The organism is Levilactobacillus hammesii DSM 16381, assembly GCF_001434395.1.
In the GTDB taxonomy this organism is placed as follows: domain Bacteria; phylum Bacillota; class Bacilli; order Lactobacillales; family Lactobacillaceae; genus Levilactobacillus; species Levilactobacillus hammesii.
The window spans coordinates 56,566-77,619 of sequence record NZ_AZFS01000046.1 but is presented as its reverse complement, the minus strand read 5'-3'; the positions used below and the strand labels follow the sequence as shown (position 1 = coordinate 77,619).

Annotated in this window: 17 protein-coding genes and 1 other annotated feature; of the genes, 3 read left to right on the top strand and 14 right to left on the bottom strand. The window is 52.1% G+C overall.

All coding sequences use genetic code 11. The features are described 5' to 3' along the window. Positions 1-103 precede the first annotated feature (103 nt). Positions 104-2,269 carry a class 1b ribonucleoside-diphosphate reductase subunit alpha gene (nrdE, locus tag FD28_RS04295; RefSeq protein WP_057732946.1) on the top strand — a complete coding sequence of 722 codons (2,166 nt, stop codon included), beginning with the start codon at positions 104-106 and terminating at the stop codon, positions 2,267-2,269. A 194-nt stretch (positions 2,270-2,463) separates the two neighbouring features. Further along, the gene (nrdF, locus tag FD28_RS04290) at positions 2,464-3,459 is read left to right on the top strand and encodes a class 1b ribonucleoside-diphosphate reductase subunit beta (RefSeq protein ID WP_057732944.1); all 996 of its coding nucleotides are present in this window, start codon (positions 2,464-2,466) and stop codon (positions 3,457-3,459) included. Between the two features lie 114 nt (positions 3,460-3,573). Here the strand turns inward: nrdF and FD28_RS04285 are convergent, their stop codons facing one another. Then, the gene (locus FD28_RS04285; RefSeq protein WP_057732942.1) at positions 3,574-4,476 is read right to left on the bottom strand and encodes a 3-hydroxyacyl-CoA dehydrogenase; all 903 of its coding nucleotides are present in this window, start codon (positions 4,474-4,476) and stop codon (positions 3,574-3,576) included. Positions 4,477-4,663: 187 nt separating this feature from the next. On the opposite strand from FD28_RS04285, the gene FD28_RS04280 reads away from it, so the two are divergent. Beyond that, positions 4,664-5,242 (top strand): LOG family protein, encoded by a 579-nt coding sequence (locus FD28_RS04280; RefSeq protein WP_057732940.1) that lies wholly within the window; start codon positions 4,664-4,666, stop codon positions 5,240-5,242. 70 nt (positions 5,243-5,312) lie between these two features. Here the strand turns inward: FD28_RS04280 and mprF are convergent, their stop codons facing one another. The 13 genes from mprF to rplA form a co-directional block, all read right to left on the bottom strand. Beyond that, entirely contained in the window at positions 5,313-7,922 is a 2,610-nt protein-coding gene (gene mprF, locus FD28_RS04275) for a bifunctional lysylphosphatidylglycerol flippase/synthetase MprF (protein ID WP_057732938.1), read from the bottom strand. A 234-nt stretch (positions 7,923-8,156) separates the two neighbouring features. Then, entirely contained in the window at positions 8,157-8,792 is a 636-nt protein-coding gene (locus FD28_RS04270) for a hypothetical protein (protein ID WP_057732936.1), read from the bottom strand. 94 nt (positions 8,793-8,886) lie between these two features. Beyond that, entirely contained in the window at positions 8,887-10,260 is a 1,374-nt protein-coding gene (locus FD28_RS04265; RefSeq protein WP_057732934.1) for a sensor histidine kinase, read from the bottom strand. Between the two features lie 4 nt (positions 10,261-10,264). After that, positions 10,265-10,960: a response regulator transcription factor gene (locus FD28_RS04260; protein WP_057732932.1), complete on the bottom strand. Its 696-nt coding sequence runs from the start codon at positions 10,958-10,960 to the stop codon at positions 10,265-10,267. A 711-nt stretch (positions 10,961-11,671) separates the two neighbouring features. Further along, on the bottom strand, positions 11,672-14,308 hold the full coding sequence (locus tag FD28_RS04255; RefSeq protein ID WP_057732930.1) for a YfhO family protein: 2,637 nt from the start codon (positions 14,306-14,308) through the stop codon (positions 11,672-11,674). A gap of 11 nt (positions 14,309-14,319) precedes the next feature. Then, positions 14,320-14,964 (bottom strand): phosphatase PAP2 family protein, encoded by a 645-nt coding sequence (locus FD28_RS04250; RefSeq protein ID WP_057732928.1) that lies wholly within the window; start codon positions 14,962-14,964, stop codon positions 14,320-14,322. A 13-nt stretch (positions 14,965-14,977) separates the two neighbouring features. Continuing rightward, positions 14,978-15,919: a glycosyltransferase family 2 protein gene (locus FD28_RS04245; protein WP_057732926.1), complete on the bottom strand. Its 942-nt coding sequence runs from the start codon at positions 15,917-15,919 to the stop codon at positions 14,978-14,980. A gap of 105 nt (positions 15,920-16,024) precedes the next feature. Then, the gene (locus tag FD28_RS04240; protein WP_057732924.1) at positions 16,025-17,413 is read right to left on the bottom strand and encodes a sensor histidine kinase; all 1,389 of its coding nucleotides are present in this window, start codon (positions 17,411-17,413) and stop codon (positions 16,025-16,027) included. Between the two features lie 4 nt (positions 17,414-17,417). Then, positions 17,418-18,116, bottom strand: coding sequence for a response regulator transcription factor (locus FD28_RS04235; RefSeq protein WP_057732922.1), 699 nt, complete (start codon positions 18,114-18,116; stop codon positions 17,418-17,420). Between the two features lie 204 nt (positions 18,117-18,320). After that, the gene (locus tag FD28_RS04230) at positions 18,321-19,001 is read right to left on the bottom strand and encodes a hypothetical protein (RefSeq protein ID WP_157059836.1); all 681 of its coding nucleotides are present in this window, start codon (positions 18,999-19,001) and stop codon (positions 18,321-18,323) included. 166 nt (positions 19,002-19,167) lie between these two features. Then, positions 19,168-19,533 carry a 50S ribosomal protein L7/L12 gene (gene rplL / locus FD28_RS04225; RefSeq protein WP_057732918.1) on the bottom strand — a complete coding sequence of 122 codons (366 nt, stop codon included), beginning with the start codon at positions 19,531-19,533 and terminating at the stop codon, positions 19,168-19,170. Between the two features lie 58 nt (positions 19,534-19,591). Beyond that, a complete protein-coding gene (rplJ, locus tag FD28_RS04220) occupies positions 19,592-20,098 on the bottom strand; it encodes a 50S ribosomal protein L10 (protein ID WP_057732916.1) in 507 nt (168 codons plus the stop codon). 25 nt (positions 20,099-20,123) lie between these two features. Continuing rightward, positions 20,124-20,248, bottom strand: a sequence feature (ribosomal protein L10 leader region). Between the two features lie 72 nt (positions 20,249-20,320). Then, a complete protein-coding gene (rplA, locus tag FD28_RS04215) occupies positions 20,321-21,019 on the bottom strand; it encodes a 50S ribosomal protein L1 (RefSeq protein WP_057732914.1) in 699 nt (232 codons plus the stop codon). Positions 21,020-21,054 lie beyond the last annotated feature (35 nt).

Here is a 21,054-nt window from a genome sequence, read left to right as displayed (position 1 = left end):
GTGTACACGCCCACTGCCGGGTTATCCAAATGGCCTCAGGGCTGTGGTTGGCACACTTTAATTCATGAAAACACGCCAAAATAAGAAGGAAGAGATGACTAGTATGAGTTTAAAGAATTTAGGCGACGTCACGTACTACGATTTAAACAACGAAATCAACATCCCCGTAGATGGTCAGATTCCGTTGCATAAGGATCAGGAAGCCTTGCAGGCCTTCTTAAAGGAAAACGTGATTCCTAACACCAAGAAATTTGCGTCCTTACGCGACCGGTTTGACTACCTCATCGCCGGTAACTACGTGGAAAAGAAGGTCATTGACCAATACCCATTTGACTTCATCGAAGACCTCTACCGTTACCTCAAGGCACAGAATTTCCACTTCAAGTCCTTCATGGCAGCTTATAAGTTCTACGCCCAATATGCCTTGAAGACCGATGACAATGACTTCTACCTGGAAAACTTTATCGACCGGGTGGCGATGAACGCCCTGGACTTTGGGGACGGTGACCAACAACTGGCCCACGACCTCGCCGATGAGATCATCCACCAACGCTACCAACCCGCAACGCCGAGCTTCTTAAACGCTGGCCGTTCGCGTCGTGGCGAACTGGTTTCTTGCTTCCTGATCCAATCGACCGATGATATGAATACCATCGGCCGGACGATTAACTCCGCTCTCCAATTATCACGAATCGGTGGTGGGGTCGGAATCAGTCTGTCAAACCTCCGGGGGGCCGGCGATCCCATCAAGCACATCGATGGTGCCGCTTCCGGTGTCGTTCCCGTCATGAAGCTCCTCGAAGACAGCTTCTCCTATTCAAACCAACTGGGACAACGTCAGGGGGCCGGTGTGGTCTACCTGAGTGTCTTCCATCCCGACATTGTGGCCTTTTTGAGTGCCAAGAAGGAAAACGCCGATGAAAAGATTCGGTTGAAGACCCTTTCGCTGGGGGTCACGGTGCCCGACAAGTTCTATGAACTCTGTGAGCAAGATGCCGATATGTACCTCTTCAGTCCTTATGACGTAGAACGCATCTACGGCAAGCCGTTTGCCTACGTGGACATCACCACGGAATACGACAACATGGTTGCCAATCCCGACATTCGTAAGAAGAAGCTGAAGGCCCGCGAACTAGAAACCGAAATCGGCAAACTCCAGCAGGAATCCGGCTACCCTTACATCGTCAACATTGACACCGCCAACCGGGAGAGTCCCATCGACGGTCGTATCGTGATGAGCAACCTGTGTTCCGAAATCATGCAGGTTCAGACGCCCTCCACGGTCAACAACAAGCAAGAATACATCCAAAAGGGCACCGATATTTCCTGCAACCTGGGATCAACGAACATCGTTAACCTGATGACTTCCCCTGACTTCGGTCACTCCGTTGAAACCATGGTGCGGGCCCTGACGTTTGTCACCGACCACTCCGACATCGACGTCGTCCCTTCCATCCAGAAGGGGAACAACCTCGCCCACACGATCGGTCTGGGTGCCATGGGTCTGCACAGCTACTTTGCCAAGAACCACATGATGTACGGTTCCAAGGACAGTATCGACTTTACCAGCGTTTACTTCATGCTGTTAAACTATTGGACGTTAAAGGCCTCCAACGAAATTGCTAAGGAACGGCACGAGACCTTCCACAATTTCGACAAGAGTACCTACGCCGATGGCAGCTACTTTGACCGCTATACGGAAAAAGACTGGCGCCCTAGCGCTAAGAAAGTCCAAGACTTGTTCAAGGACGTTTGGTTACCTTCTCCTGAAGACTGGGCAGCCCTGAAGACCGCCGTTATGCAAGACGGTCTCTACCACCAAAACCGGATGGCCGTTGCACCAAACGGGTCGATCTCCTACATCAACGACACCACGGCCAGTCTTCACCCGATCATCAACCGGATCGAAGAACGCCAGGAAAAGAAGATTGGGAAGATCTACTACCCAGCACCATACCTGGACAACGACACCATGCCTTACTACAAGTCCGCTTACGATACGGATATGCGCCGGGTCATCGACGTTTACGCCGCGGCGCAAAAGCACGTGGACCAAGGGATGAGTTTGACGCTGTTCATGCGGTCAACCATTCCAGCTGGCCTGTACGAATGGAAGAATGGTCGGACGGATAAGATGACCACGCGTGATCTCAGCATCTTACGGAACTACGCTTACCGTAAGGGGATCAAGTCCATCTACTACGTTCGGACCTTCACCGATGACAATAACGAAGTCGGTGCCAACCAATGTGAAAGCTGTGTCATTTAGCGTTTCACGGCACGACGTTTAACTAAAACTTCCTCAAAAGCGGTGAGTCCGGTACGGCTCGGCGGCGTCTCCGATTATGGATGCCCCCCGGCGGTAGCGCACCGCTTTTTGATGGACGCTTTCCCCACGGAAATGTGGTAAGCTTAACCCAACGTGACGGTTGGGCACTGGCAAAAGACAAAGGAGTGGCTGCAATGGCAAGAACTGAAAATTATAATGCGATTAACTGGAACGCGGTTTCCGATGAAATCGACAAGGCAACTTGGGAAAAGTTAACGGAACAATTCTGGTTGGATACCCGGATTCCCGTCTCCAATGACTTGGATGACTGGCGGACGCTGGACACCGATCACCAATGGGTTGTCGGGCACGTCTTCGGTGGCCTGACCTTACTGGATACGCTGCAATCACAAGATGGGATGGCCGCCTTACGTAAAGACGTGCGTACCCCTCACGAAACGGCGGTTTTGAACAACATCCAGTTCATGGAATCCGTTCACGCCAAGAGTTATTCCACGATCTTCTCCACGCTGAATACGCCCGAAGAAATCGATGAAATTTTCCAATGGAGCGATTCCGAAGAATTTCTGCAGAACAAGACCAAGCGGATCTTTGATCTCTACCACGATGACGAGCATCCGTTGAAGAAAAAGATTTCCAGTGTCTTCTTGGAAACGTTCCTGTTCTACTCCGGGTTCTTTACCCCGCTGTACTACTTGGGCCACAACAAGTTAGCCAACGTTGCCGAAATCATCAAGTTGATTCTCCGGGACGAATCCGTCCACGGCACCTACATTGGCTACAAGTTCCAACTCGGTATGAAGGAACTGACCGACAACGAACAGCAGCAAATGAAGGACTGGATGTATGACTTCCTTTACAAGCTGTATGACAACGAAGAAAAATACACCCACACCCTCTACGACCAAGTTGGCTGGACGGAGCAGGTCTTAACCTTTATCCGCTACAATGCCAACAAGGCCCTGATGAACCTGGGTCAAGATCCCCTCTTCCCCGATACGGCCGAAGACGTGAACCCCGTTGTCATGAATGGGATTTCCACCTCAACCGCCAACCATGACTTCTTCTCTCAAGTGGGGAACGGCTACCTCTTAGGTAACGTTGAAGCCATGAATGACAGTGACTACAACATCGGTGAACCGAATGATCCAGAAGATCCGAGCAAATAATTAAGCTTACAACCGAAAAGGTATCAGCGAGAAATCACAAATTGATTTCTCACTGATACCTTTTTTATCTGGCTATGGGCGTTTGCGATATGCCGGTTCAATCTGTTTAACTCCCTATTCTCCCTGCACGAACCCCTTGCGTTGATACGCGGGATTGGGATATTGATAAAACCCCGCTCCCGTCTCTTGACCCAGCCGGTGATTGTCGATCAAGTCGACCTTGATGCGATGAGCCACCATCACCAGGCCCTCTCTCCCGGGTTCAGCACTGGCCGCTAGCATCAATTTATAGGCCGTATTTAAGCCAATCTCGTCCAGGACGGCAAACGGCCCTCTGACCGCATCGGTGGCCATCATCCAGGTCCGATCGATCGTCTCGAAATCCGCTACCCCCTCGACCCACAGCATCAGCGCCGTGCTCAAGAAGGAATCTAGCATGGCATTTAAGATATAGGCCGGATGCTCCTTTTTCAGCTGGATCGGAATCAGACCGATCCGCCGAACGAAGGCGACCACTTCCTGATAAACGGCCGGGTCCGTTCCCGGATGGCCCATTACCTCCGCCAGATGGTTGGCCCACACGTGATTGGTAAAGTGCAGGGCCAGAAACTTTCCCGGCCGCCCCGTAATCGCCGCAAATTGGCTGGGAACCATCGTTGACGTACTGGTCGCAAAGATAGTGTCACTGGGCGCCACCTTGGCTAATAACGCGTAAAATTCGTTTTTAACGCCAACGACTTCGGGGGTGGTCTCAATCACGAGATCGGCCCCCTCCACTGCCGTCTCCAAATCCGTGGCATAGCGGAGATGATCATTGGTCGTCTTAATCACAGCCGGCGTTGCTTTACGTTCACGCATATAGGTTTGATCCCAAGTGGCCACCCGGCGTTTCGCTGCCGCACTGGCTGCCGGACTCACATCATAGACGGTCACATACAGACCACTGAATGCGATTTGAAATGCAATCTGACTCCCCATGGTCCCGCCACCAGCGATGACGATTTTTTCGATTGCCATTACCCCTCACCCTTTCTCATGTGTCTACACTGATCAGTAACACGGCGTTCTCTCCCCAGAGATAGTCACTGATCACCTGGCTAAAAACTCGCCCCAAGACTAGCCAAATTTTGCGGTATAATGAGACATAAGTCATGCCTGATGGCACCACATCACATGGCTGTCTAAATTCAGGGGGTCAGTTCTTATGCCAAAAATCAAAAATGTCTGTGTCTTCTGCGGATCTAACCACGGGTACGATCCAGACTTTCTCACACAAACCAATGCGCTGGGTCAATACCTCGCAGCCAACCACCATCCCGTGGTCTACGGCGGTGGCAAGGAGGGCCTGATGGGCGCCATTGCCGAATCCACCATGGCAGCCGGGGGCGAAGTCATTGGGATTATTCCCACCTTCCTAAGCGAAATGGGACTGGCCGAAACCCACGTAACCACGCTCTTAGAAACCAGCACCATGGATGAACGTAAGGACGAAATGTTACGGCAATCCGATGCCTTCATCGTCCTGCCCGGTGGTTTTGGCACCTTTGAAGAATTCACAACCATGCTCTCCTGGAGCCAAATTAACGTTCACCAAAAGCCAATTGCGCTGTTCAACATCAACCACTACTTCGATGAACTCGTGGCGATGATGCAGAAATGCTGCGACCAGGGCTTTGCGCCTCAGGAAAATATGGACCTGTTCATTGACGCCGCTTCGATCGACGAGATCTTCACGGGCTTTGCGAACTTCCATCATCAATTACCTTACAAATACACCAACTAAACTGAGCTATCCGGAACGAGTCCAACCACTCGTTCCTTTTTTATTTCCGTAATTAGCACCAACATCCCGCTCAGTGATGATTCTGCCAATTGATCTCATCCGCCAACCAGCGATCGAGCCAACGCGGTACCAGCCGTGTCTTGGGTCCCTTGGCCGGCCGATTAATGACCAACATCAATTGGAGCATGGTAAAGATTAAGGACGCGCGCCGACGGTAGGCCAGATACTTGGGCTGCCAGGTCGTGACGTATTTTTCCTTATACGCTCGCAAGCCCTGGAAGCTATAGACGCTGGACCCATACTGGTAGATCAGATGCGCCGCCCGTTCCTCGATAAAGCTAAAGTGCGAGACCCCCACATTGGCCAGCGGTGCCATCCCCAGATTAAAGCCGGTATACCCTTGATCACGACACAACTCAAAGAGATAAACGAACAGGCCGTCCATGATGCCGGAGGGGGCCGCGTGGTCCTCACGCATCAGGTCAATCGACGTCATCTTGCGGTCACCGGTGGGCATCAGATTGGCAAACGCCACCACTCGACCGGCGGCATCCTTCATGACCGCGATGGGGGCCTCGTCCAGATAGTGCCGGTCAAAGAACCCCATTGAGAACCCTTTTTCCGTCTGATCCCCCAACCATGAGTCGGAAATCGCCTGCAATGCCGCAAAGTCTTGATCACTCAGCGGCGGTTGTTGAATCTCGCAGGTGTAGCCCTCACGGCGAAACTTATTGATCAACGCCCGTTCTCCCTTGTGGGCGCGCCCCGCCAGATTGAACTGCGTGAGATTGACGTGGCCCTCTTCCCCGACTTTGATGAAATCAAATCCCATTTCATGGAGCCGAAGCGTTAACGCCTCGCTAATCTCGTAGAAGACGGGACGTAACCCCGCTAAATCAGCGTCTTGCATGAACTGTTTGAGCGCTGGCGCTAATTTTTCCTGATTGCCGATGGGTTCCCCCATCACCAGGAGCTTATCCGCTCGCTGCTGGAAAAGCAGGAGTAGTTGATCCGCGCCCGCTTCCTGATAAAAGTACAACCGTTTATCCCGCAAGAAGGCCAGATGACTGACCTCATTGCCGCCAAACGTCCGAATCAGCGCCCGGACCCGCTCCGCATCGAAGGGCTGTTGCAGCCAGTCCTGGTGGGGATGTGCTAGGTACCGGTAGATCCCCACCAAAATCAGCAGCGCCACCAGCAGTCCCCCCAGACCATTGAGCCAGACCTGAGTCGATGGCAACAACCAGCTTTGCGGCAGCCACGGGCGATGGTGACCGCCAAACGTCGATAACCCTAAAACCGTGTAAAGTAGGAAGGTCCCCACATAAATGCTGCCGTCAATCAACAGACCACCCCAGGAGTAATGGAAGCCTTCCCGATAAAGTTCGGGACGAGCGAAGAGCAGACAGGCCAAGACCACGCCTAATAACACCGCCAAGCCTCCCGGAAAGTTCTCGCGCCAGAGCGTATTGCCAATGGCAATGGCCAAGACCACCAGTGTCGGCCAAAAGGCCCGTTTGACCCGCGCCCCAATTCCCCGTGCCAGACCGATCAGTAAGAAAGCCACAATGATGTTAGAGACTTGATCGAGAAAGTAAAACATGTAAGGCACCAAGCGAATATAGAGATGATTGGTTAAGACCACGTCGGGAATCGTGGCGTACAGGAGCATCATCACACCAGAAAAGTACATAAAGGTCGTGACGAAGAGGTGGGCACCCCGGCGCAGGGCCGCCACTGGTAGGCCATTTAAGAAATGATTGAGTCGCCGACCGGCATCGTGGCAGAACAACCCCACGCCCACGCCGAAGGGAAACAGATAGTAAAACAACCGGTACAGCAACAACCAACCGGCCGCATCCGCGCGGCTGACCCCCAACATGCCCAGGCCCAAAATCATGAAGACATCAAAACTGCCCAGGCCACCGGGGATCATGGAGACCACTCCCGCCACAGAGGCGACGACAAACATTGGAAAGACTGCGGCTAAATTGAGTGGAAGCCGCAGGGCCCAGCCAATCAGTAGGAAGAACAGGGCACACCCACCCCACTCCAGGCTGGAACCCACAATCAACCGAGCTTCACGTTTCCAGGTGAGATCCTTAAAGAAGGCGCTGTCGTTCAATCGCGTAAAGAGGAAAAGCCCGGGAAAGTACAGGCCCCCACCCAATAGCCACACCCAGTAGCCCTGATAGGGTTGGCCAATGTCAAAGCCAAAGAGCAAAAGCAAAGCGACCCAACAGGATAACGACAATCCGGCTAGGAGAAAGAGCGCAATCTTAGAGATGGCGTAAACCACCTGTTTTTTCGTGGCCGACCGGGCGTAAAAGTTAGCCCGTAGACTGGCCCCCAGTAAACCACCCATCCCCATCAGGTTGGTAAAGGTGTTGGTGACCCAGCCACTACGCATGATATAGCCCCGTGAAAATTTGCCCGGCAAAAATTCAACGATGGTAAAGTCATAGATCATCATCGGCAAAACGGCCACAAAACCGCCCACCAACAGCATTCCCAGTGTGCCCCAGCTAAGAGAAGCGAGCACGGTCCGCACCTGCTGGCCACTAACCTCGTGTGCCACACGACCGACCTCACGAATGATAAAGAGTAGCACGGAAAACATGAAGAGCCCTTTGATCAAGGTCATGTGTTTTTGAATGCGCACCCATAGTCTTTTCCCCATAAGCAATCCCCCCGTAGTTCTCTATTATCGCAATGGCCAGGCTGAAACACAATCAAGGCAAAGGGCCAGTCGGTCGTTAGGTCAACTGACTTACCAAAAAAGGCCGGCGTCCCCACGCACGGCCTGACGCGTGAGTGTTCCCCTAGAACACTCACGCTCTATTCTACTGGATTCTCTTACTCCGTTGACCATTGTTCCTAGATGGTGTTCATCACCATCTTTGACGGTGCTCATCTACCCCTTTAATTCGGCCGTCTTGCCCCCGCAAAACGTCTCAAAAATCACCAATGATTCTAACCAACAGCCACCACTTAAAAAGAAGCTTCTCGCGATAGCACTGAGTGATGCCGTGTTCCCCAAAACTTGCGCAATCACGATTAGTAAACTCGTCAGACTGATGATGCCAATAACTATTCCTTGTTGATGTTTCGTCTTTCTCCGCCAGACATCGGCGACCATCAAGCAGGCCAGCCAGGTCCAGTAGAAGAAAAGCGTACTAACCACCGGATTCTCATTTCCCCAAATCACACTTTCAGCTGTCGGCGGAACCTGCGCAACCAGGAACTTCACGCCCAATTGCAACGGGGTCGCGAGTACCAAACCGATCAACCCGTACATGGCCCATTGGTGGTCTTGCTGCCACCAATAGATCACCAGTCCCCCCATTGCAACTGGTAATAGCCCATACAAGCCTTGGTTCAGGGTATCCCATTCCCACTGACTGCCCACCATGTGAGCCGTCAACCAATCCCGCATCAACCGATCCAAGCGGGTCAACGCCGCAAAGTGATATTTGACGAGAATCGTGAGAATGGCAAACAATCCCCAACTCCCCCAGACAATTTGCTGCTGGTACTGCCGTTCCGTCATCGTGACGCCTCCTCAAAAAACGTTCGACTACTGGCAACTGAATGTCTTAATCATAGTCGAACGTTATTCTCAGAAAAACAGCACTAAAAAGAGTTTATTCTGAGATTTTCTCAGACTGTGGCACTCGTGGCAGGGTCAGGACGAACTGACTCCCGCGTGGCTGATTGTCCTTGATGCTGATGGTGCCGCGATTCAAGTTCACGAGTTGGGCAACGATGGCCAGGCCCAATCCCGTTCCGGCGATTTCGGGCGTCCGGGCAGTATCCACCCGGTAAAACCGCTCAAAGACATGAGCTTTCTGGTCGTCACTAATCCCCAGCCCTTGGTCCCGAACGGTAATCCGTTGCCCCGCGGGAGTCGACCGAACGTCAACGGTGATGGGGGCCGTCGCCGACGAATACTTGGCGGCGTTGTCGATTAAGGCCGTCAAAATCTGTTCAATACTTTCGATATCACCGAGCGCCAGAACCGTGGGATCACCGTGAAGTGTCAGAGGCTGTTTAATCAGCGCCGCCTCTCTAGTAACCACCGCTTGGGCCGCAGCCACCAGGTCGGTCGGCTCCAACTTTAAGACGGCCCGATCGGCCCGCGACAGGGTTAGCAGGCTATCAACCAACTTCTTCATCCGTACCGATTCCTCGCCAATGTAGTCGATTGACTGTGACACAATCTCTGGGTGCTCTGCCGCACGCCGTTTCAGCAACTGCACGTGGGTCAGAATGGCCGCAATTGGGGTCCGCAGCTCGTGAGCCGCATTGGACGTGAACTGTCGCTCCTGAACGGCGTGGTCGTTCACGGTTTGTAGAAGCTCATTAAAGCTGGTCGCGAGCTCCTGGACCTCCACGGGTTGTGCCGGCACCGGCAGCGCCATCTTTTTCTCATGCTGCCGGGTCTGCACCTGTGCCGCCACATTTAGGCTGGCCAGTGGCTGGGTAATCTTGCGCGCCATGACCCGCACGTAGGCACTCCCCAAGACAATGGTGGCCGTCATCACCAGTAGCACCACCACAATCACCGAGGCCAGGGTGTCGAGAATGGGCGTTAGGTTGAGCCAAATTTCCAATCGATTGCCGTGATAATTACTCTGGCGATAATAGGTAAACCCAAATTCTGGCGTATAGGTGACCGCCTGCGTCCCGGGGATACGATGATGGTCTAACGTCAAAAAGTACCGGGTAAACGGTGAATAGTAGCGTTTGACCGGCTGCTTTTCCTGATTGGTCACCCGCACATAGGTATCAATGGTGTTAATGGCGCTATAACGCCGCCACCAATGCCAATCCGGCTGATCGTCAATTACCGAATGCTTCAGTCCTCGCATCAGCCGCGTCGCTGTTTGCTGCGTCTGACGGACCTGCCGATACCCGACCACAGTAATGATGGCCGTGCCCATTATCAGCGTGGCCAGAACCAGCATGCCGATGAATCGTTTGCGAATCTCATGTGCGGTGGTCTGTGGCTTAGTCATGGTCTCACCCCACATATTCCGCGGAGAGTACGTAGCCCACCCCACGCACCGTGTGAATGAGATCGGCCACGTGAGCTGCCTCAAGCTTATGGCGCAAATAGCGAATATAAACGTCGACAATATTGGGTTGTCCCTCAAAGTCCACGCCCCAGACCTGATCCAGCAACTCGTCTCGTGACAAGGTCTGCCCCGCATTCTTCATGAGGCACAGTAGGAGCTCATATTCCCGCTGGGTCAACTGGATTAGGTCACCGTCATTTCTAACCTGGCGGCTGTGCGTATCGACCATCAAGTGGCCGACCTGCAACTGCTCGGTCGCTGGTTTCCGCTGTTGCCGGTGGCGGAGGACCACGCGAATCCGTGCCAACAACTCCTCCAGATCGAATGGCTTGGTGATGTAGTCATCGGCTCCCGTATCCAGTCCGGTCACTTTATCACTCACATAATCACGGGCCGTCATCATGATAACGGGCAGATCGTCGCTCCGGCGAATCCGCCGTAGAACCCCCAAGCCATCCAGCTCTGGTAACATCCAATCCAAAATAATCAGGTCCAACTGCCCCCGATTATTTTCGTAAATTTCTAACGCGGCGCGCCCATCCTTGGCGTTGAGCACCGTGTACCCTTCAAATTGCAACTCCATGGTGACCGACGCCAACAACGCGGCATCGTCTTCCACGACTAAAATCATCCCACTCATCATGAAACCTCCCTCGACTGCAACTGGCTTTATCTTCAGCTTACCGCAAGTGCATCCCCATTGCCTATCCCCCTGAGCAAATCTTCAGCTTTCCGCAAAATAATTGCGCGCAAAAAAGCCGCTCAGTTCGAGCGACTTCTCTGTTCAGTGCTTTTAAATTGTAGGCAAATTAGTCTAACTTGGACGCACTACGGCTGCCGGGGATTCCACCTGCTGTGGGGACGCTTCAGACTGGAAGAACACCAGTCTTCTCGCTCGATTTGGAGCCACGAAGAACACGTGTCTCCAAAGTCGCCCGTGCTGTAAGCTGGCTGGAAAAAATCGCCATTAACACCACAATCACGGATGGGGCCATCCCCGGCCTCCTCCGGCTCTGATTGTGTTTTACCACAAAAACACTTGGCAATCATGTTTAATTAGCATTCCCTTCCGATTGATAACGACTGTGACAATCATTATCTCCAGTCAGTTAAAAGAACACCGTGTAAGCCGAGAGGTCAGCAGGTACGGGCTCAGGCACATCGGTCTACTTAGTCAGTAAACGAACTGCTTGCTGGCTTAGTAGAAAACCAAGCTTGTAGACTCGTGGTTTTCGAGGCTTCAAGTTGTGCTCGCAACGTTTTCAGTCCATATCTGTCGACCGGTAAGGCAAAGGGACCATAGCAGCCGAAATCTCCGGCAGCCGCAGAGCATTGTTGACGCCGGCTGTGATCAAGCCTTCTCCTTCGGTGCATGGGACCGCCGCCGTTTTCCGGCCTCGCCCGCACGCCACCAGTAAGCCAGTCCCCCAAAGCTAACCAGACTCACCAGGGACACCACGGCACCTAGCCGACCACCGGGAACGTGATAGATTAAGGTCACGTGGTTCTTACCATTTTGTAAAGGAACCCCCATCAAACCGTTCAACAATTTTCGCGGTTGAACGCGATTGCCATTAACCGTTGCCTGCCAGCCCGTATCGTACGGAATACTCAGGTAAAGCTCATGGTGACTCGGCGTTCCGGTGACCTGCCCCTGCAATTGTGTCTTGAAGTGGCTCGCCACCGTATGCACCTTAAATTGTTGCTGCCGAACCGTTTGGAGCAGCTGATCAAATTGAGTCTGCCGCAAGGTCTTCACTTCCGTATGGTACAGGGCCAGCGGGTACTTCGCCGCGAAGGTCACCGTGATGATCTGACCGGCGTGAAAATCACCCAGCCTCAGCAAAGCCGTCTTACCATTGGCATTTGTCAGCGGCTTAACGCTCGTTCCGTTAACCGCCATCGTTGAATACTTGGTCTTCCCGGTTGGCGCCCAAAGATAGGTGGGGCCATTCGCCGTGATCCGCAGCTTCAGGACGTGGTGATCATGATACTTGGTCTTAACCCCTTTGACCGTCTGCACGACTTTGACCTGATCCCGTAACTGCTTAGTCTGGGCAAAGTAGGCCTGGCGCTGTGGTCGAAGCGCCTGCATGATACTCTCTTGGTTCTCCAGCGCATCGCTGGTCAGTTGCACCGTGCTCAGAGCCGACGAGACCGCAAACCCCATCCCGCTATAGCTCGGTGATGGCGTCGTACGACCGCTGCCGGCCGTCAAGTGGACCGTATCCTTAACCCCCAACAGTAATTCCGTCAGTGGTGTCAGACCAACATCGCCAATCCGCCGCACATTATCGCTAAACAACCCCAGCTGTTCCAACGTCGCCCGCGTGTTCTCATTGAGGGTTGAGCTGTAACCCGCCACACCGTGAAAGTTGAAGGCCAGGCTATCATTATAGTTATTGTACTTTCCCTGAAAGGCACGATTGATCAGCGTATTGTCGTTTTGCACCCGGTAGAGTTGACCATCGGGATCATTCACGGTCGCCATTTGTCGATTCTCGGCCTGATAAGCCTGCGCATAGGCCCGCTGATCACCAAACTGACTGGTCCCCATGGCGAGAATAAAGTTCCCCGCCACCTCCGTGACCACCAGTAGGCTGAGGCCCCAGCGCCGCCACAACCGTTGCGTTCCAAAAATCACGGCGGCGGTCAACAGCAGATAGACGACCGAGAGCCACACGCTCTGCCAGTGAACCTGCTGAATTCCGGCGAAATAGCGCGTTAATTTAGCGGACCGCCCCGTCACCAATTTCAGCATGACATGAACGGAAGCCGCGCCCCCCACCAGCGTGATGACCTGGAAGCTCGGCAGTATCAGTTGCCAGCGCCGCGCAAGCCTGCGGGGTTCGGCCTGCCAGGTGGCAAAACCCAGCATGACCATGACGAAACTAAAGAAGAAAACATTTCTGAATGGGAATCCGGCCGGTGCCTGCATCAGGTGCCAGATCGTATTGAACAGCCGTAGCCACATGCTCAAGAAGAGCGCGAGCATTAAAGCGAAGGCCGACCACTTTTGTCGACGGGTAAATTGGGGATGCACGAAGTAAGCCAAGGTCAGGAGCGCCACCGCACTGGTAACGAAGACCGTGGGCGCGTGCATTAAGCGCTGCGAATAGTTCGTGGCGCCTACCCCAAACTGCGTGAAAAATTCGGCACCAAACTCGGGAACCAAGCGAAAGTTCAAGCTGTCCGTGGTGCTCTTGGCGGTCAGTAACATCCCTAACCCCGTCGGAATCAAAATAACGGCCGCGCTCAGACCACTGAGAACCCCGGTTATGCCAAACCGCACGACGCGATTCCCCCAGTGCCGAATGCCACCGGTGCGCCCCGACCAATTGTATAAGACATAGGCAAAATACAGGACGCTGAACAGGCAGGTCATGTAGCCCAAATAATAATTTGTCAAAATACTGGCTAATAAGCTACCGAAAAAGAGCACCGGTCGGCCATCAGTCACTAGGCTATCTAGGCCAGCCGCTACCAAGGGCAATAACACGAGCGAATCCAGCCACATCAAGTCAAAGTCGTTCACCGCCACGAAACCACAGAAGCTAAACGCCAGAGCGAAGACCACGGTCATGCGCCGCGTGGTGTGAAAATGCTTTTGCAGGTACCAGGTCATGGTCGCCGCAATCGTCGCAATCTTTACCATGATAATCACGCTCGCCGCGATTGGAATCTGTGAGGCACCAAAGAACACAACGAGTAGATTAAAGGGACTCAACAGATAATAGGCCACCATGGGCACCAGACCGCTCCCTAAGGACGCAGAGAACGTATAGAAATGAAAGACCTGATACCGCAGCGCGTGACGTAGTGCGGTTAATAACGGAATATACTGGGTCCCCATGTCACTCATCATCAAGCTGTGGTTCCCAAATGGCGTCACGTGCCAATACATGAAGACCGCCGAGACCACCATCAAGCCGATCCCCCACGCAAGCCCCGTATTTTGCCACAGTCGTTGCCGTGAAATTTTTTCCATAACTGTCCCCCTCACTTCGAGAGGCTAAGCGTCCGCCGCGCACGGAAACGTTCGCCGATACTGAGAACCTGGAACCACCAGCCGCTCGCCAGTAAGAGACTCCCGGCAACGTCGCTGGGATAGTGGTTGCGCAGCCCTAACCGCGCCAGAACTACGCCCAGGACCACCAAACCGATCACTGCCAATAAGGTCCAGCTAAGCCAGTTGGCCTTCAGGAACCGTAGCAGCAGTGTGGCGACCATGCAGGCCACTAACACGGTGCTAAAGACGTGTCCACTGGGAAAGCTGTATCCCGTATCGGCCACGACCATTTGTGCTGGCCGTGTCCGTGCAACGATGGCTTTGATGACCAAAAGAAGGCCATCCCCACTGATCAACGCGGCGAATACCGTTGCCGCCCACCCCAGCTGTCGAATCCGCCAGAGAAACAGCGCCAAGACCACCGCAAAGCCACCGGTAACCAGCGGACTGCCCAATAAGGTCAACCATTCCCAAACGCGAACGTGCTGCCCCAGTGAGCTGGCATGAAAGCCAGCCAACCACTGCTGGTCTAAGCTCATTAAGGAGCTGAATCGTATTTTGACTAAAATCGCTAAAACCACAAAAAGTCCTAAAAATCCTAACGCTAACTGTTGATGCCGTTGGCTAGTGTCCATTCTCAAAATCCCCTTATCTCTTATCTTTAATTAAATATTGCGGCCGATGCTTGGTCTCCAGGTAGATCCGGCCAATGTATTTCCCCAAGATTCCCAGGCAGAGTAGCTGTAAGCCACCCAGCATCAGAATAATGGCCACCAATGAGGGCCACCCGGCCGTTGGATTGCCAAAGAGTAATGCCCGAATCACAATCCAAATCATCCCGATGATTGCTGCGACAAACGCCGTACCACCCAACCAAGACGCGATCGACAGTGGCACCTCCGAGTAGTCCATGATGCCTTCTAAGGAATAGGAAAGTAGCTGTTTTAAGGACCAATGGGTGTGACCGGCAACCCGGTCTTGATGACGAAAGGTGAGGTACTTGGTTTTAAAGCCCACCCAGCTGAAGATTCCCTTGGAAAACCGGTTGTATTCCGGCATCGCGATCACCGCATCGACCACGGACCGCCGCATCAAGCGGTAGTCTCTGGCTCCCGGGACAATCTGCACCTGCGAGATGTGATTAATCACGTGGTAAAACGCCGAGGAGAGCTTTGACCGTAACCACGGTTCCCCCTGCCGATCGGACCGTTGCGTCCCGATGACGTCATAATCCGTCTCCGCCAAGGTCTCGATCATCGTCGGCAACAGTTCCGGTGGATCCTGAAGATCAACGTCCATTACCGCCACGTCATCCCCCTTCGCCGACTTTAACCCCGCCAATAACGCGGCTTCCTTCCCAAAGTTACGGGAAAAATTCACGTAGTGGACCTTATCGGGATGCTGGGCGTGCAGAATCTGTATTTGCTTTAAAGAATCATCAGTCGACCCATCATTGACGAACCAGTACTCCCACTGGTACTGTTCGCGATGGCGATCAAAGTCTGTCATGATCTGATCGACGCGTTTAAAAAATAACGGGATACTCTCCTGCTCGTTATAGCAGGGCACAACAATTGAAATGATTTGCATGGGACTTCCTCCTTACAACCACAAAAAAACACTTAACGATCATGGCAATGGCATAACCCCATGATAGTTAAGTGTTGTTTTTCTTAAAATGGTGCCTAAAAGTGATTAATCTGAGAGTTTATCAGAATCCGTAGTCGGCTGCGGGAAGGTTAAAATAAACCGACTGCCCTGCGGTTGATTATCCGCGACGTGAATGGTGGCCTGGTTCAGCGCGACTAGTTGCGCCACGATGGCCAGCCCCAGACCAGTCCCCCCAATCTGGCGGGTCCGGGCCGTGTCCACGCGATAAAAACGCTCGAAGATATGGGCCTTATCGACATCCGCAATGCCCAAACCGTGATCCGCCACGCTGATGTGGACGGCCGTGGTCGTCTGTTGAATCCGAATGGTAATCGGCTGATCGGCAGGTGAATACTTGCCGGCATTGTCCAACAGCGCGGTCAAGATCTGCTGCACACTTTCGGAATTGCCGTGAATCACCGCGGCCGTATCGCCCACTAGCGTCAGTGGCTGTTTAAGCACGGCACGCTCTTCCTCAATGGTTTCATTGGCCACCGCCACCACGTCAAAGTAGTCCAGCGCCAGCACTCCACGGTCGGCACGCGACAATGTCAGCAGGCTATTAACCAACTTTTGCATTCGCGTGGACTCATCGTCAATGAAGTTAATCGACCGGGGAATAATCTCAGGATGTTCCCGCCCCCGCCGCTGAATCAACCGAACGTGACCTCGAATGGCCGCAATCGGCGTTCGTAACTCGTGAGCCGCATTTGAAATAAACTCGCGTTCCTGCTGGGCATGGTCGTTAATTGCCGTCAACAGGTCATTGAAACTCCGTGCCAATTGATGAACTTCACTGGGTTGCGTTGGCACCGGCAAAGTTGCCTTAATGGTACGGGTCTGTGCCTGCTCCTGAGCCGCCACGTTCAGGCTGGCCAGGGGCTGCGTGATCCGTTTAGCCGTCAAGCGAATGTAGGTCCACCCAAAGGCAATGGTCAGGAGCATGATCGCGACCACCACCCCAATCACCGACAACAGAATGGTGGTAATGGGTGACAGGTTAAGCCAAATTTCAGAGTCGATACCCAGTCGAGTCCCACTTCGATAATACGTAAAACCATAGCCCGGTGTATACATTAAGGCCTGAAAAATGGGCATTTGATAGTGCTTGGCTTTTAAAAACTGGCGCGTGTTCGGCGAATAAAAGGTGGCCGGCGCTTCACCAATCTTTCGGTTGTACACCCGGACGTAAGTATTTTTAGTATTAATTGAACTGTGCTTTCGCCAACTATTCCAGTCGGGACGGTCATCAATAATTGACCGATTCAGGCTGGCCAAGAGCTCCACGGAAGACTGCTCGCTTTGCTTAACCAGTTGGTACCCCACCGTGCCGACGATCGCGATGCCCATGACCACCGTTAACACCAGCAGCATCCGGACAAAGCGTTGCCGAATGTCTTGGGCGGTCGTCATGACTTTTTTACGTTTCGTCATCGGTCTACCCCCGATAATCTGCGGATAACACGTAACCCACGCTACGAACAGTGTGAATCAAAGGCACCGCTGCGTGGTCCTCGTCTAATTTATGCCGCAGATAGCGCACGTAAACGTCGACCACGTTCGGTTGTCCCTCGAAATCGACACCCCAAACGGCATCCAGCAGTTCATCTCGCGTCATGGTCTGGCCGGCATTTTTCATCAAGACGAGCAGCAGCTCATATTCCCGCTGCGTCAGCTGGACCAGATTCCCATTCCGCTGGACCTGTCGCGAGCGCGTATTCAGGGTAATATCGCCCACATGCAACTGGCTATCAGCCGTCGACTGCCGATGTTGATGCCGCAAAATCACGCGGATTCGGGCCAGTAATTCCTCAATCTCAAACGGCTTGGTGATATAGTCATCGGCCCCGGTATCCAGTCCGGCAACTTTATCCCCCACATAGTCGCGGGCAGTCATCATAATAACTGGAATATCATCATGTTTCCGAATACGCCGCAGGACCCCCAGCCCATCCAGCTCCGGCAACATCCAATCCAAAATGATTAGATCCAAATGCCCCCGGTTACTCTCATAAGTCGCCAAAGCCAGCTTACCATCCGTCGCGTTCAGTACCGTATAATCTTCAAACTGTAATTCCGTGGTCAATGACGCCAGCAAGGCCTCGTCATCCTCGACAATCAATACCGTTCCCGCCATGTTTTCCCTCCGTTCACGTTCATTCTTCCCTAGCTTACGCAATTTAGGCGGTAAAAGCTACAATTTTTACCAAAGTTAACCCGAAACCTTAAGGAATGCCAGAAAAAGTGTGGACCCTGCTAGCAAAAAACGGTTGTTTCAGAATTTTTAAGATTCTGAAACAGCCGTTTTGAGGGTAACGTCTTGCGCCCTCTCGATAACATATTAACTTAATCCCATCACTGGCAGCCCCAAACTGACGGCTGTTAAGATCGCCATCGCAATCCAGGAGCATTGCCAATCACGCGTTAACTGGTAAATCCCTGCCACAACTACTCCGATAATCAATGAAGAGAGATTATCACTGAGCGAACCCCAAGCGACCAGAATGTAGCAGATGATGGGTAACAACACCGCCGCCCATTTGGGAAAATCCGGCAAGCGGTTGAGTCGTTCCTGAAGCATCCCCTGCAAGACCCACACGGATAGCAGGGAGAAAACAAAGACCGTGAATGCACCAACCGTGAATTTAACCAACGTTCCCGGAATCAACGGTGGCAGATCCTGGGCATCTGACAACCCTAGCGTTGCGGTCACGATCACCAGGCCGACAGCCCCAAGTGCCGCAGCACCGACGGACCACACAACGTGTTGCTTCGTGACAATCTGCCGCAACCACAGATCCGTCCGGTACCGATAAATCCACCACACGACTAGCGCACTCAGTACAATCATGACCAGCGTGCCCAATACTCGAATCCCAACGTTATTGGCTAGTCCGTGGACCCCCGACCACTGAACCAAGCCCAACATGGGAATACTTGAAATCACCAATAACATGTATAGGCCTAAGATGAAGCCACCCCAGAACCAGATCTGGCGTACAATCCCCTTATGCATAAACATTTCCCCTTCTCCCCGAAAAGTTGTCAGCCCACATAGCTGAGAGTCTAAGCATCATTATACCATTGAAGGTTAATGCCATCCTAAAAGTTTCCCGATAACCCCGTATGCAGGTAAACAAAAAATCGCCACCCGAAGGCAGCGATTCTCATTTTGTAAGTGAAGATGACTACTTAAGAGTAACCACACCACCAACGGCTTCAAGCTTTTCCTTGATTTCGTTGGCTTCGTCTTCAGAAAGGCCTTCCTTGATGACAGATGGTACGTTGTCAACAAGACCCTTAGCGTCCTTCAAACCTAAACCAGTGATTTCACGGACAGCCTTGATAGCCTTAACCTTAGCGTCACCAGATTCAGTTAATTCAACGTCGAATGAATCCTTGGCAGCAGCGTCGCCACCAGCAGCACCGGCTGCAGCAACTGGGGCAGCAGCAGAAACGCCGAATTCGTCTTCGATACCCTTAACTAAGTCGTTAAGGTCAGTAATTGATGCTTCTTTAAGAGAAGCGATGATAGCATCTTTATCAAAAGCCATGTTATTTTCCTCCAATAATTGGGTTTAATTTTTTTATGTTTCAAATTGAATCAGGAACTTAGGCTGCGTCGCCTTCGTCACCCTTTTCAGCAATAGCCTTAACAGCGTAAGCCACGTTCCGTACTGGTGCCTGTAAGACATTAGCCAGCATAGAAAGAAGATCTTCACGACTAGGTAAGGTTGCGTAAGTGTTGATTTCGTCAACGGAGACAATCTTGTCTTCGATGAAGCCACCCTTGATTTCAAGGTCGTCAACACTGTCAGCAAATTTCTTCAAAACCTTAGCTGGGGCAATTGCATCCTCGTTAGAGAAAGCAACGGCAGTAGGACCAGCAAACAGATCGTTTAAATCTGAATAGCCAGCTTTTTCAGCAGCCCGAACCAAGATCTTGTTTTTGATAACGCTCATTTGAACGCCGGCTTCACGCAATTGCTTCCGTAATTCAGTTGCTTCTTCAACAGTTAAACCACGGTAGTCAACGACGATTGCACTGACGGCGTTGTTGAATTTTTCAACAACCTCATCAACCTTTTTTGCTTTAACAGCAATAGCTTGTTCACTCAAATTAATTCACCTCCCGGAAAAGTTTGGTGGGATAAAAAAATCCCTATGCCACCAAGACATAAGGAGTCAAAAGTTTAAGTAAACTTCTGCCTCGGCAGGAAATTAAGACCATTAGGCCACCTGAGTCTTAGGTAGATCTATTAAATACAACTTCAATAGCATACAATACTTTGACATCACTGTCAATGCACTGCTAGGGATTTTTTTAATTCACGTTTTAACTTAGGCTAATAATGAAGCCAAGTCAACGTCGACGCTAGGGCCGAACGTTGAAGAAATTGAAACGTGTTGTACGTAAGTACCACGTACAGCAGCTGGACGAATGCGAACAATCGTTTCAGCAATGGTCTTCAAGTTGCCGGCAAGCTTGTCAGCATCAAAGGAAACCTTACCAAATGGAACAGCAACGTTACCATCCCGGTCAGTCCGGTAAGTAACTTGCCCGTTCTTAGCATCGGAAACGGCTTTTTCGACGTTCATCGTAACCGTACCCGTCTTAGGGTTAGGCATTAAGCCCTTAGGACCTAAGACCCGACCTAAACGACCAACTTGGGCCATCATGTCTGGCGTTGCGATTGCAACGTCAAAGTCTAACCAGCCGTCTTGGATACGTTCTACTAAGTCTTGTTCCCCAACAACGTCAGCACCAGCTGCTTCAGCAGCCTTAGCTTGGTCACCCTTGGCGAATACGATTACCGTGGTTTCCTTACCGGTACCATTTGGTAATACTAATGCACCACGGAGTTGTTGGTCCGCTTGCTTCGTATCAACGTTAAGCTTGAAGGCAACTTCAACAGTTGCATCGAACTTAGCGAAATCCATCTTCTTAACTAAATCAACAGCGTCACCCATAGTGTAGACCTTGTCAGCCTCGACCATTTTGGCAGCGTCTTGATACTTTTTACCTCGTTTGTGAGCCATTTTGTGTATTCCTCCTTGCAAATGTGGTTGTAACG

Excerpts from the sequence above, each read along its gene's own strand:
- nrdE (WP_057732946.1), top strand. The coding sequence starts at position 104 with ATGAGTTTAAAGAATTTAGGCGACGTCACGTACTACGATTTAAACAAC.
- nrdF (WP_057732944.1), top strand. The coding sequence starts at position 2,464 with ATGGCAAGAACTGAAAATTATAATGCGATTAACTGGAACGCGGTTTCC.
- FD28_RS04285 (WP_057732942.1), bottom strand. The coding sequence starts at position 4,476 with ATGGCAATCGAAAAAATCGTCATCGCTGGTGGCGGGACCATGGGGAGT.
- FD28_RS04280 (WP_057732940.1), top strand. The coding sequence starts at position 4,664 with ATGCCAAAAATCAAAAATGTCTGTGTCTTCTGCGGATCTAACCACGGG.
- mprF (WP_057732938.1), bottom strand. The coding sequence starts at position 7,922 with ATGGGGAAAAGACTATGGGTGCGCATTCAAAAACACATGACCTTGATC.
- FD28_RS04270 (WP_057732936.1), bottom strand. The coding sequence starts at position 8,792 with ATGACGGAACGGCAGTACCAGCAGCAAATTGTCTGGGGGAGTTGGGGA.
- FD28_RS04265 (WP_057732934.1), bottom strand. The coding sequence starts at position 10,260 with ATGACTAAGCCACAGACCACCGCACATGAGATTCGCAAACGATTCATC.
- FD28_RS04260 (WP_057732932.1), bottom strand. The coding sequence starts at position 10,960 with ATGAGTGGGATGATTTTAGTCGTGGAAGACGATGCCGCGTTGTTGGCG.
- FD28_RS04255 (WP_057732930.1), bottom strand. The coding sequence starts at position 14,308 with ATGGAAAAAATTTCACGGCAACGACTGTGGCAAAATACGGGGCTTGCG.
- FD28_RS04250 (WP_057732928.1), bottom strand. The coding sequence starts at position 14,964 with ATGGACACTAGCCAACGGCATCAACAGTTAGCGTTAGGATTTTTAGGA.
- FD28_RS04245 (WP_057732926.1), bottom strand. The coding sequence starts at position 15,919 with ATGCAAATCATTTCAATTGTTGTGCCCTGCTATAACGAGCAGGAGAGT.
- FD28_RS04240 (WP_057732924.1), bottom strand. The coding sequence starts at position 17,413 with ATGACGAAACGTAAAAAAGTCATGACGACCGCCCAAGACATTCGGCAA.
- FD28_RS04235 (WP_057732922.1), bottom strand. The coding sequence starts at position 18,116 with ATGGCGGGAACGGTATTGATTGTCGAGGATGACGAGGCCTTGCTGGCG.
- FD28_RS04230 (WP_157059836.1), bottom strand. The coding sequence starts at position 19,001 with ATGTTTATGCATAAGGGGATTGTACGCCAGATCTGGTTCTGGGGTGGC.
- rplL (WP_057732918.1), bottom strand. The coding sequence starts at position 19,533 with ATGGCTTTTGATAAAGATGCTATCATCGCTTCTCTTAAAGAAGCATCA.
- rplA (WP_057732914.1), bottom strand. The coding sequence starts at position 21,019 with ATGGCTCACAAACGAGGTAAAAAGTATCAAGACGCTGCCAAAATGGTC.